This is a genomic window from Flavobacterium ginsenosidimutans, assembly GCF_037478105.1.
Taxonomy (GTDB): domain Bacteria; phylum Bacteroidota; class Bacteroidia; order Flavobacteriales; family Flavobacteriaceae; genus Flavobacterium; species Flavobacterium ginsenosidimutans.
Genome location: NZ_CP147988.1, coordinates 3,006,814 through 3,020,663, shown reverse-complemented (window position 1 = coordinate 3,020,663; position 13,850 = coordinate 3,006,814). Strand labels below are relative to the sequence as shown.

Genomic DNA, 13,850 nt, shown 5'->3' with positions numbered 1-13,850 from the left:
TCTTAATTCCTTTAGAAAATAAGTTCTACTGGGAGTTTATCAAGATTGTAAGTCACATCTTTTTGCAGTAAAATTTTATATTGAATATACTCTCCGTAACTCATATCCTTATCGAATAAAAACACCAAATCTGGGACTCTATCAAACTTTATGCTATAAAAATACTTTAATATTTCGGAAATTTTTATTTCCTTATTTCCCATGAAAACCTGTTTTTTTCCTTTTTTAAAATAAACAACAAAACTTCCTGCGGTAGGTTTTTCCATTTTATAAAACACTTTCGTAAAAGGAATAAAAGCTAAATTCTTTCCAATAGAATCTGCATAAGAATAATAGTTTTCAGATTCTTCATTCTGATGCATTTTCTCGTTACGCTTTTTTTCTTGCATTTTTATTACCTGCGGCATAACCGATTTTAAAGGCAAGCGTTTGTCTATATTAAAAATCCAATTGGTTGATATAATGGCACTTTTTCTATTCAAATCGGCAATTGTATCTTTTCCATCAACTTTGAAAAAGATGTAAATCGGCGAATGATCTTGTACGTCTTTTACAATTGAAACATTTGATTTTGGTAATAAAACGTCTTCTTTTTTTCCGCAGGAGAAAAGTAGGAAAGCTATAATTAGGGTAAAGTATTTCATTTTATTTATTTTTTACACAAAGAATTAATACAACGTTTTGTCATTCCGAGGAACGAGGAATCACACTCGAAACTCAACAAAGATTGGCGACATACTTTGAGGAAATACTAGTGTGATTCCTCGTTCCTCGGAATGACAAATCTATCGTTTAAATAGTATTCAAACTCATTTTACCAAACAAAGTAACACATTCCACCGCTTCTTTCACATCATGAACACGAAGAATTTTAGCGCCTTTTGTCAAAGCTATTGTATTCAAGAAAGTAGTTCCGTTTAAGGCTTCTTGTGGAGTGATATCAAGTGTTTTATAAATCATCGATTTTCTAGAAATTCCTGCTAAAACTGGTAATTCTAAAATATTAAAAAGTTCCATTTTCTGCATTACTTCATAATTCTGATCGGTTGTTTTAGCAAAACCGAAACCAGGATCTAAAATCAAATCGTTGATTCCTAGACTACGTGCTTTTTTTACTTTTTCTGAAAAATAGAAAAGCATTTCTTTTATAATATCATCGTATTGCGTCAAACTCTGCATAGTCTGCGGATTGCCTCGCATGTGCATCATGATATACGGAACGTTATAATGCGCAATTACATCAAACATTTTATCGTCTAATTCGCCAGCAGCAATATCGTTTATAATTGCCGCGCCACTTTCTATACTTGCTTTTGCAACTTCGGCTCTAAAAGTATCAATAGATAATAAAGTCTTTGGAAAGTGTTTTAAAATCAATTCGATTGCTGGAACAATTCTGTCGATTTCTTCTTGTTCTGTTACAAATTCAGCGCTTGGTTTACTAGAATACGCTCCAATATCGATGAATGTTGCGCCTTCAGAAAGCATTTTATCTACTTGCGAAATAATTTCGTCTTCGTTTTTATATTTTCCTCCGTCAAAGAAAGAATTTGGAGTAACATTAAGAATTCCCATTACTCTCGGAATTGACAAATCGATAAGTTCTCCTTTGCAGTTAATAAACATTTTGTTTCACGTTTTTATTTGTTTAACGTTTCAAGTTGATGCAGATTGCGTAAGTTCGAGAACTTTAAACTTGAAACATATTTTAGTTTCAAGTTATCGCCATTAACACTTTGTTTAGAAAAAACTTGAAACAAAGCGAACCTTAAACTTGAAACTCTTAAAAAATTATCCTTATTTTTGAAGAAATTTTAGCAAATATACAGCATATAAATGAAGAATACTTCCCAAGAGTTTGATAATGTTATCGCGGTTTGCCGAACATTGTTTATCAATAAAATGAAAGATTACGGCAGTGCGTGGAGAATTTTAAGACTGCCATCGCTGACAGATCAAATTTTTATAAAAGCGCAACGAATTAGAAGTTTACAGGAAAACGAGGTTCGTAAAGTAGATGAAGACGAAAAAGGAGAATTTATCGGAATCATCAATTATTCTATCATGGCTTTGATTCAGTTAGAATTGGGCGTTGTAGATCAGCCAGATCTTGACGTAGAAAAAGCAACTGAATTATACGATGCTAAAGTAAAATTAACCAAAGATTTAATGGAAGCCAAAAATCACGATTACGGCGAAGCTTGGCGCGATATGCGTGTAAGTTCATTAACCGATTTGATTTTGCAGAAACTCCTTCGCGTTAAGCAAATTGAAGATAATAAAGGAAAAACAATAGTGTCTGAAGGAATCGATGCTAATTATCAGGATATGATTAATTATTCTGTTTTTGCTTTAATCCTAAATCCTATTACTAAATAAAATTTCAAATTTTAAATCCCAAATTCCAATGCTAAACTTGGAATTTGAATTTTTAAATATTCATTATGAAAAACATCATTACCCAATTCTCCCGATTATTTGTCGGTGTCCTATTTATTATTTCCGGATTAATCAAACTAAACGATCCTGTTGGATTCTCTTATAAACTGGCTGAATATTTCAGTGAACCTGTTTTCAATATGCCATTTTTAGAGCCATTAGCTTTAGGATTAGCGATCTTTTTAGTGATTTTAGAAGTAGTTTTAGGTGTAATGCTGTTGGTTGGCTATAAATCAAAACTAACGATTTGGGCTTTACTCTTATTGATTGTTTTCTTTACATTCCTTACTTTCTATTCAGCATATTTTGATGTAGTAAAAGATTGCGGATGTTTCGGAGACGCTTTACACTTAACGCCTTGGCAATCATTCACAAAAGATGTTGTTTTACTATTCTTTATCCTGATTTTATTTATCAACAAAAAATTAGTAAAACCTTTATTTTCTAAATTGGTAACTAACATTATCACTTTAATCAGCATTGTTTTATGCGTTTTTATGGCGGTTTGGGTTATCAATCATAATCCAATTAAAGATTTCCGTCCGTATAAAGTAGGAACAAACATCGAAAAAGGAATGGAAATTCCAGAAGGCGCTCCAAAATCTGTTGTAGAAATGATTTTTATCTACAAAGTAAATGGCGTTGAAAAAGAATTTACAGAGAAAGATTTAATGAATATTCCAGAAGGTGCTGTTTTTGTGGATCGTAAAGACAAAGTAATTACTGAAGGCTACATTCCTCCTATTCACGATTTTTCTATGACAAAAGATGATTCTGACTATAAAGAAGAATTATTAAAAGAGCCAAAATTACTAATCTTCGTAACTTACGATTTGAATTTATCAAATCCTGAAGGAATGAAAAAATTAGCAAAAGTTACTGCTGATGCAAAAGCAAAAGGTTACAAAGTAATTGGAATGACTGCTTCTGGAGCTGACGAAATTGCTAAAGCGAAGAAAAACTACGCTTTAGATATTGATTTCTATTTTTGCGATGGAACTGCTTTAAAAACAGTTGAAAGAGCAAATCCAAGTATTGTGGTTGTACATGACGGAACTATCGCTCAAAAAGTACACTACAATGATACTGATGATTTGAAATTATAATATTTCAAAAAAATATAAATTTTAAAGACGCCAATATTTCTTTTTTAGATTTATTGGCGTTTTTTTGAATAAACAATTTACCAGTAAGAAATATGAGTTCAAAACTAAAAAATGAATTAACTAGCACGTTTTCTAAATATCTTTACCTTTTTTCATTTCTATTCTTTTTAATTCTTTATGCCATCTGTGATTTTAATTTTTACGAAACTGATGGTATACATTTGCTTCCTCTTCATATTCTAGCATTAATAGCAGGTATTATTTTTGAAAGCAAAAGAATTACAAAAACCTGGAAAACAGCTGTTTTAATATCAATTATTTCTTTTATTGCTACTTTTTCTTTAGGCCTTTATTTATATCACATCTCGCCTAATACAAAATTTGATTTGACCCAAATTTTAAATCTAAGTATTTTAGCTTGGCCTATTGTTTTCTTTATTTTATATGTTACTTTTTCACTAATATTTAATCGGAGAAGAATTGCTCCTCAATTGACAGAAGGTATAACCTTAATGCTTTCGATATCCATGATTTATTGGGTTGTAGATACTGGTTTGGTAAGATTTGATAATATCATCTTACGAACATTTATTATTATTGTAATTTCTCTTTCCTTATTTTCTTTTTATAATGCTTTTAGTAAAGTTTATTTATCTGATACTAAAAAACTTATCCTAAGCATCTGGAGTTCGATAATTATGATGTTTTTTGCTATCGATAATTTATCTGGTTTTTTTCATAGTGGAAACATTGTAAGCACTAATGAATTAATACAAGGAACTTATATTGCAATTCAATATTTTCTTTTAGGTATTTCAAGTATTTACATGATTCAGAATTTTATGATGCTTATTGGTTTTCTGCCTAGTTGGAAAATATTCTTCTTTATAGAGTATTCTGACACCATAAGCGAACTCAAAAATCAACACATCGATAGATATTCAGATACACAGGTAAGCAAATCAGACTCTAAGTTCTGTATTCTTTTTGTTAGTACTATTTTCTTTTTAAATTATTGTTTTGACATCGTTTCCAGACAATTTATAATCTGGCTAACTTTTGTAACATTCCCATTCCTTTTAATGACGTATAATCATTTTCTAAATAAGAAAAAATAAACTCATTTCTTGTTTTTGCGACAGCTTTAAAAACAGTTGAAAAAGCAGATCCAAGCATTGTGATTTTGCAAAATGGAACTATTCTCCAGAAAGTTCATTACAATGATACTAATGATTTGAAATATAATATTGCATTTAAAATATTATTTTCTATTAAAGTTAACGTTTAGATTACATATAAAAATCCTACATTTGGTTAAACCAAAAACTTATAGTAATCAATGAAAAAACTACCAATAATTTCACTTCTTCTTGTTTTAATTTTTACAGCAGGATGTGGATCTGATCAACTTTGTTCTACAGGACCAGCAGTTCTTACTTTTGAATTAATTGATAAAGATTCGAGAGAAAACTTATTCGAAAATGGCACTTTTGATCCAAAAAAAGAAGTAACTATAATCGATTTAAATCAAAACAAAACAATTCAATCTGATTTTGTGGATAGCTTAAACCGTTTGTCTTTAAGCTTTGGTTGGGAATCTAATTCACTTAAGTACGCAATCAATATTGAAGGAAAAAATGTTTGCGAAATATATGTTGTAACGCAAAAGCGAAAAAGTGAATGCACCTCGATAGTAATAAAATCTGTTGAAGTTAAAAATGCAGTTTTAGAACAAGATAACACAACTGGGATAAGTAAAATTTTACTTGACACAAAAAACTAAATTAATTTCATCCTTTTTCTATCAATTAATCCATGAAAAAAATCTTTAAAACCCTTATTTACTCATTCTCCATCTTATTTAGCATTGTAAGTTTTAGCCAGACAAAAAATGAAAATCAACGTTACATTTTCTTTTTTCATAATAAATTTGTTGAAGACAGTCCGTTAAATGTACCTCATCCCGAATATGGAAAAGCAGAATACAACGAAATTTTAGAATCTTTTAGAAAAGACAACTTTATTGTTTTTAGTGAAAAAAGAAAGAAAAACACAAACGCCGCTGATTATGCCCAAAAGATTACTAAACAGGTAAAAGCATTAATTAAAAAAGGTGTTCCGCCAAATCATATTACGGTAATTGGAACTTCAAAAGGCGGTTACATTGCCCAATTTGTTTCAACTTATCTCTCCAATCCAGATGTGAATTTTGTTTTCATTGGGTGTTTTAGAGATGTTGATATTCAGGAAATTCCAGATATTAATTTCTGCGGTAATATTTTAACCATTTATGAAAAATCAGATATTTATGGAGTTTCTGCGATAAAGCGAAAAGAAACTTCTAAATGCAAAATAGAGCATTTTAAAGAAATTGAATTAAATACAAATTTGAAACACGGCTTTTTATATAAAGCATTAGATGAATGGATTGCTCCAAGCAAAAAATGGGCAAATGGAAATTATGAACTGAATTAAGATTCAAAAAAATATAAAAAGCCTTCAATAAAATTAAAATTATTGAAGGCTTTTTTATTGAAATCTGACGTTTTTTTGGATTAAAATCTTCTTCAAAAAATAAAATTTCAATCTCATTTTTAATTCTAAAAAACCTCAGCGTAAAAAATATCTGATTTTTGACCTCTACTATTACGATTTCATTCCACTTTTTCTAACCCAAAACCGCAGTTTTGTTACAGAATAAACGACTCTTCAAATTTTGTTAATGTACAATTGGCATTCCATTTGTTTGTTTAACTTTGTGAATTCAGTACCCCTAATAAAAAATAATTTTAGTAAAATATGAAACAATTAGTCCTAGCCGTAATTGCATTTATTTCTTTTTCTTGCACACAAGCTCAGAAAACAGCTTTTTCTAAAGAAGCTTTATCTGAGAAATTACTAGCCACTGACGGAAGTCAAGTTACTTTCAAAAACATCTTAAAAAAATACAAAGGAAAAACTTTGGTAATCGAAGTTTGGGCTTCTTGGTGTGGTGACTGCGTAAAAGCAATGCCAAAATTAAAAGAATTACAAGCTAATAATCCTGAGGTTTCTTACTTATTCATTTCGGCTGATAAAACTGCTGAAAAATGGAAAGCAGGAATTGAAAAACACGAATTAAATAAAGGAGATCATTACATGATGAATGACGGAATGAAAGGTCTTTTTGGAAAAGCTATCGATTTAGATTGGATTCCGCGTTACATTATCGTGGATAAAACTGGGAAAATCGCTTTATACCGCGCTATTGAAACTGATTTCGAAAAAATCAATTCTACTTTACAATCATTGAAATAATTTTTCAAGACAAAATTCAAACAAAAAACAAAAAAATAATATAAAACTACCAAAATGAGAAAATCGATTGTTGCAGGAAACTGGAAAATGCATAAAAATGCTGCACAAACTGAAGAATTATTAAACGAGTTAATTGCTAAAATTCCAGCAAAAACAAATGCACAAGTAATTGTAGCGCCAACTTTTGTAAACTTACAAGCAGCGGCTGCAAAATTAAAAAACACAACTATTGGAGTTTCTGCTCAAAATGTTCACCAAGCTGAAGGCGGTGCTTTTACAGGAGAAATTTCTGCAGATATGTTAACAAGCATTGGAGTTAATACTGTAATCTTAGGTCACTCTGAGCGCAGAGCTATTTTCCACGAAACTGATGCTTTAATTGCTAACAAAGTTGACACAGCTTTAAAACACGGCATGACAGTTATTTTCTGTTTTGGTGAAGAATTAAAAGATCGTCAATCTGGAAATCACTTTAATATTGTTGAAAATCAATTACGTGATGGTGTTTTCCATATTGCTAAAGAATCTTGGTCTAAAATTGTTTTAGCTTACGAGCCAGTTTGGGCTATTGGAACTGGAGAAACTGCTTCGCCAGAACAAGCACAAGAAATGCACGAATTCATCAGAGAAACTATCCGTAAGGCTTTTGGAGCTGAAATCGCTGATGAAGTTTCTATTTTATACGGTGGTTCTGTAAAACCAGAAAACGCTAAAGAAATCTTCTCTAAACCAGACGTAGATGGTGGTTTAATTGGAGGTGCAGCTTTAAAAGCTGACGATTTCTTAGCTATTGTTACTGCTATCTAATTTTTAGATTTATATAAATGAAAAGCGTTCATAATTATGAACGCTTTTTTTGTTTCTTTAATTTATAAATTCTCTCAACAACGGACAATTATACTTCTTAAATGTTTCGGTAGATTTATAAACGGAATAGAAATTAATTAGCTCTTGAATTCCTTTAAAATTTCGATCATCATTGTATGGATAAAAGTATTCATAAAAAAGTGGATATCTATATTGCATATTTGATACAGGAAAATAATTCATTTCATAAGAATTAAAACCGGTAGATTTATATTTAGCATATTTACATTTAAAAATCATCAAACTAGCTAAGGCTTTTTCATTTTTGTCCTGAGACATTTTTAAAGCTTTTTCATAATAACTTTCTGCTATTGTTAAGCAATAGTAATTATCTTTTTGATATTTTTTTTCGTTTTCGTTTTTACTTTCATATCCAAAACCCTGAGACCAATAATAACTTACCATCATCCAGGAATTACCATAAAAAGAAACATTAAAATAAGCATGCCCAAGCAATAAATTGTTTTTCGCTGTATTTTGTTTTTTTAATTCGATAAGACTAGACAGAAATTCTGCTTTATTAAAATGATAATCATATTTACGGTCTTTAGTTTTTTGCAAAACCTTAGGTATAAATGGATCTTCGTTTAAATGATCTTTAAATACATATTTTTTGTCCCAAAAATCTTTAGGAATACTAGCAAAAGTATTATAAGCTAATTCTAAATTATTATTTCTAAAAGCGATTGTTCCTTTAACATCTTTTAAAAGATTAATATCTTCTGGCATAGCACTGGAACAAATAAACTTTTCAAAAGATGTTTTATTTTTCTTTTGTTTTAATTGAATTATACGCTCCATATCATTTACTGTAGCATTACGATCAAAATAATCAATGACATCAAAGTTATAAGGAAACTCATCTTCATTTTTTACATGCGATTTTAATGAAAACAAACCTCCATAGACAGCATCTCCACGTTTAAGGAATTCTTCACTTGCAATTAAGTACAAGCTGTACATGCATTTATCTAGGCTATTATCCTTTTTTGCTAAATTTTCCACTGAATTAAAGTACACAGCAAGCTGATCTTGTACGTCTTTGCTCTTCAAATTATCTTCTCTAAGAGATAGCAATGCCAGCTGTATATTTTTTTGCATTTGTATTGAACTATTTGCATTACTAGAAATCATATTAGTATATTTTTTTCCTAAGTCAACTCGATCATCCATAAACGAAAGATGTGCAATTGCAGATGCGATATAATCTTTTTGTTCTCCAGATGTCTTATTATAAATACCAATTAAAAAACTTCGCAATTCTCTCAAATATGAAATATCCTTTTTGTCATTTTCTTTTTTTGACTGCTCGTAATTTTCCCAATCTATTTCACGTCCATACCTCATAGTCGAATCTTAACCCGTATATTTAGGCGTATAAATCCAATCTTCCAACTTATTTATTTCTCTGCCAACTAAAAATCCTAAAAACAGATTGTTGGGACTCAATTTTGCTATCTGCATAATTTCATTTAAACATGGAGCTGGATTTCGTAAATTTTCAATCGCCAGAATTACACTTCTTTCATCATCACTTTTTGCTAGAGCTAATGTTTCCTCAATTAAATCCCATCTATAATTTTGTAAAATTATATACGTTTTATATTTAGCAGTGCTTAAAGTTTTACTTATCAAATAATTTGTATAAGCCCTATTTTTAAAATAAGAAGATCTATAATTAAAAGCCCATATATTTAAAATTGTATTTGTGTTTTTTTCAAAATAAGTATTGTATAAATGAATAACTTCTTTAGAATTATCACCATAAAAATAATTTCTCAAAAGTAAAAATGCATATCGTTCTTTTAAAAATCTGTCATTTACATTCAGTAGTTTTTGTTTATTGTTTTCTATCTCTAATTTGTATTTGATCCCTAAATTCCAAGAACGATTATTGTATTCTATTTTTTTTGAAAATAAAATATAATCTAGAAATGCTTTATATCTTGATTGTGTCAATATATTGACAAATGTGTTATTTTTAAAGACATTTCTTAACGAATTACTTTCATAAGCATCTATAAATTCTTTGGCTTTTGTTTTATACAAAATCAAATAAATATCTTCTACCTTTATTTGGTTATTTAGTTTTTTCTGCCATTCAACGCAATTTAATTTCTTGTCAGCTCCATAATCGTAATTATTTATATAATCTTCTTCAGAATACAAATAAAATCGATCCGCCGAATAACGAAAAGGCATAAGGCTAAAAAAACCATTCCGTTGTGCTTCAAAAACTGCCACTCTGGTATGCTCTGATGCATTAGGTCCTTCTATGCAGGCAAAACAAAACTGAAATGTCAGTACTAAAATTAAACTACTAAAAACGCGCATAATATTTTGATATATTTTGAATTTTATAATTGTTTATATATTTCTGATCAAATGAGAAAAAAGATATTTTTGTTTGATTATCGATCTCAATTTTATTCTTTACAATAGAGATCATTTTTTCAAGCTCTTCTTCCGAAATTTTTTCTATTCTAATTAAATCTCCATTTCTGAGATATGTTTTTCCTATCAAAATGTCTTCTTTTAATAAATACTTATTTGGCGCTATCTCTCTTCCTTTTGTCTTGCCATTTATCAATTGCTCATAATCGGAAATAATTCCTTTATATTGATTTCCTCTAAAGACAACTGCCCAGCTATACAACGGTAAAGCGACATCAAGCTTGAGTTTATATTTACTATGTGTTATGTATTGTGACAATTCTCGGCTGGTACCAATAGAATTTTCTGTATTAAGATCATTGGGTTTGGTAATGTTATAGCACATTAATAAACCTTTATCAATTGGTGGAGTTCCTGCTTTAGTTGCGTATTTATATTGCCAAAGTCTTATCGTTGCAGAAAGTTTTGTTTTTATAAAGCTCTTTTTAATTTGTTTCAACAAATAGAAATAGTTTTCACGTGATTTCGGCGACCAATCACAATCAATTAAGATTTCTTGAAAATCATTTTTTGGAAGTATTTCTTCTCTTATTGATATTTGATTTATGCGCTTTACAATTCGTAAAGCCAGTGTATCCAATTGCCCTTTATTTGTTTTTAGAAAAACTTCATTAGTAATAAAAACACTTGGTGTAATTTCAATCTGACTTTTATTAAGTTTGACATTTCTAATATCAGCAACTGGCACAGGTTCATTATCCTGAGAACTCCAATCGACATCAAAAAAACGGATGTACAAGTGCTTTACTTTTAATTCCTTAATGATAGAATCATCTTTTTTATCAAAATTCAAATCGGTTTTCCAATAACAAAATGATCTGATTGTTTCATGCTTTTTATCACATGAAACAATCAGAATAATAAGAATTAATAAAAGCAAAGACTTTTTCATAAACGTGAAGCAAATATAAAGTTATTTCTTACAAATTTAATGCCGAAATTTCATATTGAATCGATCAATTAATCTTATTATTTTTTAGCACAATTTTATATTTCGGATTCTTACCTTTGCAAAAATTTTTATTTATGTCAAACATCTATTTAGGATATCATTTTACGATTGAGCCGAAAGAATTGGGTTCTGAAATTTTAGTGGCTGAATTGGGCGAAAAAGCGTTTGAAAGTTTTACAGAAACTGAGAACGGTATTTCGGCTTTTGTGAAGAAAGATTTATGGGACGAAAATATCCTAGATGATATTTATATTTTGCAATCTGAAGAGTTTAAAATTGAATATACCATTGAAGAAATCGATCAGGTAAACTGGAACGAAGAATGGGAAAAAAATTTCGAGCCAATTGATGTTGACGGAAAATGCCATGTTCGTGCTCCTTTTCATGAAAAAACAGATGCTGAGTTTGATATTGTAATTGAACCAAAAATGAGTTTTGGAACTGGACATCATGAGACCACTCACATGATGATTCAGCATTTACTAGAAATGGATGTAAAAGGTTTAAAAACGCTTGATATGGGCTGCGGAACTGCCATTTTAGCTATTCTAGCAGAAATGAAAGGCGCAGAACCTATTGATGCCATTGATATTGATAATTGGTGTTATTTAAATTCAATCGAAAATGCCGAACGCAATAATTGCAAACATATCAGCGTTTATGAGGGCGATGCCGCTTTATTAGCAGGTAAAAAATACGATTTAATCATTGCCAATATCAACAGAAATATTTTGTTGAACGATATGCAGTCTTATGTTGATGCTTTAAACCCAAAAGGAATCATTCTTTTTAGCGGTTTTTATGAAGAAGATATTCCATTTATTGATGCTTCATGCGTTGAAAAGGGTTTAACTTATGTTAAAAAGCTTCAAAGAAACAACTGGGTATCTTTAAAATATGTAAATTAGATACTGATAATCAATTCAGTACAAAACCTATAAGACATGAGTACTAAAGAAAAAGTAAGAGAAAGAGTTCGCGAAAAGGAAGCCATTGCTTTTAATAACGAGATCATTGTGTATAATGATGATGTAAACACTTTTGATCACGTAATCGATACTCTTATGCGTGTTTGCGACCACACAGCTGAACAAGCTGAACAATGCTCTTTGATTGTTCATTACAACGGAAAATGCACTGTAAAAACAGGTCCGATTGAAAAACTTAAACCTCAATGCACACAACTTTTGGAAGCTGGACTTAGCGCCGAAATTGTTTAGTTGAAAATAATTTAAAAAAGCATTCTATTTTATTCTATACTGGAATTAAATAGAGTGCATTTTTTTTGAGATTACTTCCTTTATTTCTCGTATCAAAAAGTAAGTTAAAACATTAAAGAAACTTTCCTGTTTATTTGTTTTAAATCAAAATATGACATTAAAAATCGTTTAATTTAACGATAATATAAAATGCATTCTATTTTATTATATATTTGACTGAAATAGAATGCTTTTTTTATGGAGGAATATGGAAAGATATTGATTATTGCAATGCCCATTTTTTTGACTTTAATTATCATTGAAAAAATATACGGCATTTATGTAAAAAACGATACAGCGCCACTAATAGACAGTGTATCGAGTATTAGTTCTGGAATAACCAATTCTGTAAAAGATGTTTTAGGACTTAGTATCACTTTTCTTTCCTACGAATGGCTTGTTTCTAAGATCGCATTACAGCATTTAGAAGCCAACGTTCTATCCTACTTCATTGCTTTTTTTGTTATTGATTTCTACGGATATTGGAGTCATCGACTGGCGCATCAAATTAATTTTCTTTGGAACAAACATGCTATTCATCACAGCAGTGAAGAATTTAATCTTGCCTGTGCGCTTCGCCAACCAATTGCGAGTTTGGTTAATTTATTTACCTTTTTGCTGATTCCTGCAGCATTGCTTGGCGTACCAGCTTCTGTAATTGCGATAACGCTACCAATACATTTGTTTTTACAATTTTGGTATCATACCAAACACATTAAAAAAATGGGCTTTTTAGAACATATTTTAGTGACTCCTTCACATCATCGTGTGCACCATGCCATTAATCCTGAATATTTAGACAAAAACCATTCGCAGATTTTTATTTTTTGGGATAAACTTTTTGGAACTTTTCAAGAAGAATTAGACGACGTACCTCCTGTTTTCGGAATTACAAGACCAGCAAATACTTGGAATCCAGTTAAAATAAATTTTCAGCATTTGAGTTTATTAATTAAAGATGCCTGGCGCGCTCCTAAATGGAAAGACAAATTGACCATTTGGTTCAAACCAACAGGCTGGCGTCCAGAAAACTTTGAAGAGAAATACCCTGTAAACAAAATTGAAAATGTTTTTGATTTTGAAAAATACGGTACACAAAATTCTCAAAAGCTAATATACTGGTCTGTCTCACAAATGCTAATTACGTTATTGTTTGTAAGTTATTTATTTGACAACATTGCTAAAATCGGTCTTCCGAATATCTTTATCTATGGATTTTTTATTTTTGTGACCATCTATAGTTATACGGAGTTAATGGACAAAAATCGATTTGCTCTTTTATGGGAAGGTCTTAGATTGGGGCTTGTAATTTGTATTATAGGTTATTATGGAGATTGGTTTGGCTTAAATCATGTTATTCCAATTAGTAATTATATTATTTTTACGTACCTGATCTTATCCTTTTTAACAACACTTTATTTTGTTAATTTTGAATTTAAAACCAACCAAACCAATATATAAATTCATAACCCCCTA

At 30.0% G+C, this 13,850-nt stretch carries 15 protein-coding genes; 10 read left to right on the top strand and 5 right to left on the bottom strand.

The features are described 5' to 3' along the window. Positions 1-11 precede the first annotated feature (11 nt). Together V6624_RS13290 and folP are read right to left on the bottom strand one after the other, a co-directional pair. Entirely contained in the window at positions 12-644 is a 633-nt protein-coding gene (locus tag V6624_RS13290) for a hypothetical protein (RefSeq protein WP_338838862.1), read from the bottom strand. A gap of 148 nt (positions 645-792) precedes the next feature. Beyond that, positions 793-1,626 carry a dihydropteroate synthase gene (folP, locus tag V6624_RS13285; RefSeq protein ID WP_111283713.1) on the bottom strand — a complete coding sequence of 278 codons (834 nt, stop codon included), beginning with the start codon at positions 1,624-1,626 and terminating at the stop codon, positions 793-795. 210 nt (positions 1,627-1,836) lie between these two features. On the opposite strand from folP, the gene V6624_RS13280 reads away from it, so the two are divergent. The 7 genes from V6624_RS13280 to tpiA all read left to right on the top strand — a co-directional run bounded on the left by V6624_RS13280 (position 1,837) and on the right by tpiA (position 7,649). Further along, entirely contained in the window at positions 1,837-2,379 is a 543-nt protein-coding gene (locus V6624_RS13280; protein WP_111283711.1) for a DUF1599 domain-containing protein, read from the top strand. 65 nt (positions 2,380-2,444) lie between these two features. Further along, complete coding sequence (locus tag V6624_RS13275; protein WP_111283709.1) at positions 2,445-3,545, top strand: BT_3928 family protein; 1,101 nt, start codon at positions 2,445-2,447, stop codon at positions 3,543-3,545. Between the two features lie 92 nt (positions 3,546-3,637). Then, positions 3,638-4,663 (top strand): hypothetical protein, encoded by a 1,026-nt coding sequence (locus V6624_RS13270; RefSeq protein ID WP_111283707.1) that lies wholly within the window; start codon positions 3,638-3,640, stop codon positions 4,661-4,663. Positions 4,664-4,884: 221 nt separating this feature from the next. Next, the gene (locus tag V6624_RS13265) at positions 4,885-5,328 is read left to right on the top strand and encodes a hypothetical protein (RefSeq protein ID WP_111283705.1); all 444 of its coding nucleotides are present in this window, start codon (positions 4,885-4,887) and stop codon (positions 5,326-5,328) included. A gap of 32 nt (positions 5,329-5,360) precedes the next feature. Further along, positions 5,361-6,020 carry an alpha/beta hydrolase gene (locus V6624_RS13260; protein WP_338838861.1) on the top strand — a complete coding sequence of 220 codons (660 nt, stop codon included), beginning with the start codon at positions 5,361-5,363 and terminating at the stop codon, positions 6,018-6,020. Between the two features lie 324 nt (positions 6,021-6,344). Then, positions 6,345-6,842, top strand: a complete 498-nt coding sequence (locus V6624_RS13255) for a TlpA family protein disulfide reductase (protein WP_111283701.1) — start codon at positions 6,345-6,347, stop codon at positions 6,840-6,842. Positions 6,843-6,896: 54 nt separating this feature from the next. Further along, a complete protein-coding gene (tpiA, locus tag V6624_RS13250; RefSeq protein ID WP_111283699.1) occupies positions 6,897-7,649 on the top strand; it encodes a triose-phosphate isomerase in 753 nt (250 codons plus the stop codon). Positions 7,650-7,706: 57 nt separating this feature from the next. Here the strand turns inward: tpiA and V6624_RS13245 are convergent, their stop codons facing one another. Genes V6624_RS13245 through V6624_RS13235 form a run of 3 tightly spaced genes read right to left on the bottom strand, consistent with a single transcriptional unit; the run spans position 7,707 to position 10,956 of the window. Then, on the bottom strand, positions 7,707-9,056 hold the full coding sequence (locus V6624_RS13245; RefSeq protein ID WP_338838859.1) for a hypothetical protein: 1,350 nt from the start codon (positions 9,054-9,056) through the stop codon (positions 7,707-7,709). A 9-nt stretch (positions 9,057-9,065) separates the two neighbouring features. Further along, a complete protein-coding gene (locus V6624_RS13240) occupies positions 9,066-10,043 on the bottom strand; it encodes a hypothetical protein (RefSeq protein ID WP_338838858.1) in 978 nt (325 codons plus the stop codon). After that, positions 10,030-10,956, bottom strand: coding sequence for a hypothetical protein (locus V6624_RS13235; RefSeq protein WP_338838857.1), 927 nt, complete (start codon positions 10,954-10,956; stop codon positions 10,030-10,032). Before V6624_RS13235 ends, V6624_RS13240 begins: the two co-directional genes overlap by 14 nt. Before the next feature lie 233 nt (positions 10,957-11,189). Between V6624_RS13235 and prmA the strand changes: the two genes are divergently transcribed. The 3 genes from prmA (at position 11,190) to V6624_RS13220 (ending at position 13,835) form a co-directional block, all read left to right on the top strand. Next, the gene (gene prmA / locus V6624_RS13230) at positions 11,190-12,023 is read left to right on the top strand and encodes a 50S ribosomal protein L11 methyltransferase (RefSeq protein ID WP_338838856.1); all 834 of its coding nucleotides are present in this window, start codon (positions 11,190-11,192) and stop codon (positions 12,021-12,023) included. 36 nt (positions 12,024-12,059) lie between these two features. Continuing rightward, positions 12,060-12,335, top strand: coding sequence for an ATP-dependent Clp protease adaptor ClpS (locus tag V6624_RS13225; protein ID WP_095927736.1), 276 nt, complete (start codon positions 12,060-12,062; stop codon positions 12,333-12,335). A 237-nt stretch (positions 12,336-12,572) separates the two neighbouring features. After that, positions 12,573-13,835 carry a sterol desaturase family protein gene (locus V6624_RS13220; RefSeq protein WP_338838852.1) on the top strand — a complete coding sequence of 421 codons (1,263 nt, stop codon included), beginning with the start codon at positions 12,573-12,575 and terminating at the stop codon, positions 13,833-13,835. Positions 13,836-13,850: the final 15 nt, after the last annotated feature.

Bases quoted from the DNA above. Each gene is read 5' to 3' on its own strand.
- V6624_RS13290 (WP_338838862.1), bottom strand. From the start codon at position 644: ATGAAATACTTTACCCTAATTATAGCTTTCCTACTTTTCTCCTGCGGA.
- folP (WP_111283713.1), bottom strand. From the start codon at position 1,626: ATGTTTATTAACTGCAAAGGAGAACTTATCGATTTGTCAATTCCGAGA.
- V6624_RS13280 (WP_111283711.1), top strand. From the start codon at position 1,837: ATGAAGAATACTTCCCAAGAGTTTGATAATGTTATCGCGGTTTGCCGA.
- V6624_RS13275 (WP_111283709.1), top strand. From the start codon at position 2,445: ATGAAAAACATCATTACCCAATTCTCCCGATTATTTGTCGGTGTCCTA.
- V6624_RS13270 (WP_111283707.1), top strand. From the start codon at position 3,638: ATGAGTTCAAAACTAAAAAATGAATTAACTAGCACGTTTTCTAAATAT.
- V6624_RS13265 (WP_111283705.1), top strand. From the start codon at position 4,885: ATGAAAAAACTACCAATAATTTCACTTCTTCTTGTTTTAATTTTTACA.
- V6624_RS13260 (WP_338838861.1), top strand. From the start codon at position 5,361: ATGAAAAAAATCTTTAAAACCCTTATTTACTCATTCTCCATCTTATTT.
- V6624_RS13255 (WP_111283701.1), top strand. From the start codon at position 6,345: ATGAAACAATTAGTCCTAGCCGTAATTGCATTTATTTCTTTTTCTTGC.
- tpiA (WP_111283699.1), top strand. From the start codon at position 6,897: ATGAGAAAATCGATTGTTGCAGGAAACTGGAAAATGCATAAAAATGCT.
- V6624_RS13245 (WP_338838859.1), bottom strand. From the start codon at position 9,056: ATGAGGTATGGACGTGAAATAGATTGGGAAAATTACGAGCAGTCAAAA.
- V6624_RS13240 (WP_338838858.1), bottom strand. From the start codon at position 10,043: ATGCGCGTTTTTAGTAGTTTAATTTTAGTACTGACATTTCAGTTTTGT.
- prmA (WP_338838856.1), top strand. From the start codon at position 11,190: ATGTCAAACATCTATTTAGGATATCATTTTACGATTGAGCCGAAAGAA.
- V6624_RS13225 (WP_095927736.1), top strand. From the start codon at position 12,060: ATGAGTACTAAAGAAAAAGTAAGAGAAAGAGTTCGCGAAAAGGAAGCC.
- V6624_RS13220 (WP_338838852.1), top strand. From the start codon at position 12,573: ATGGAGGAATATGGAAAGATATTGATTATTGCAATGCCCATTTTTTTG.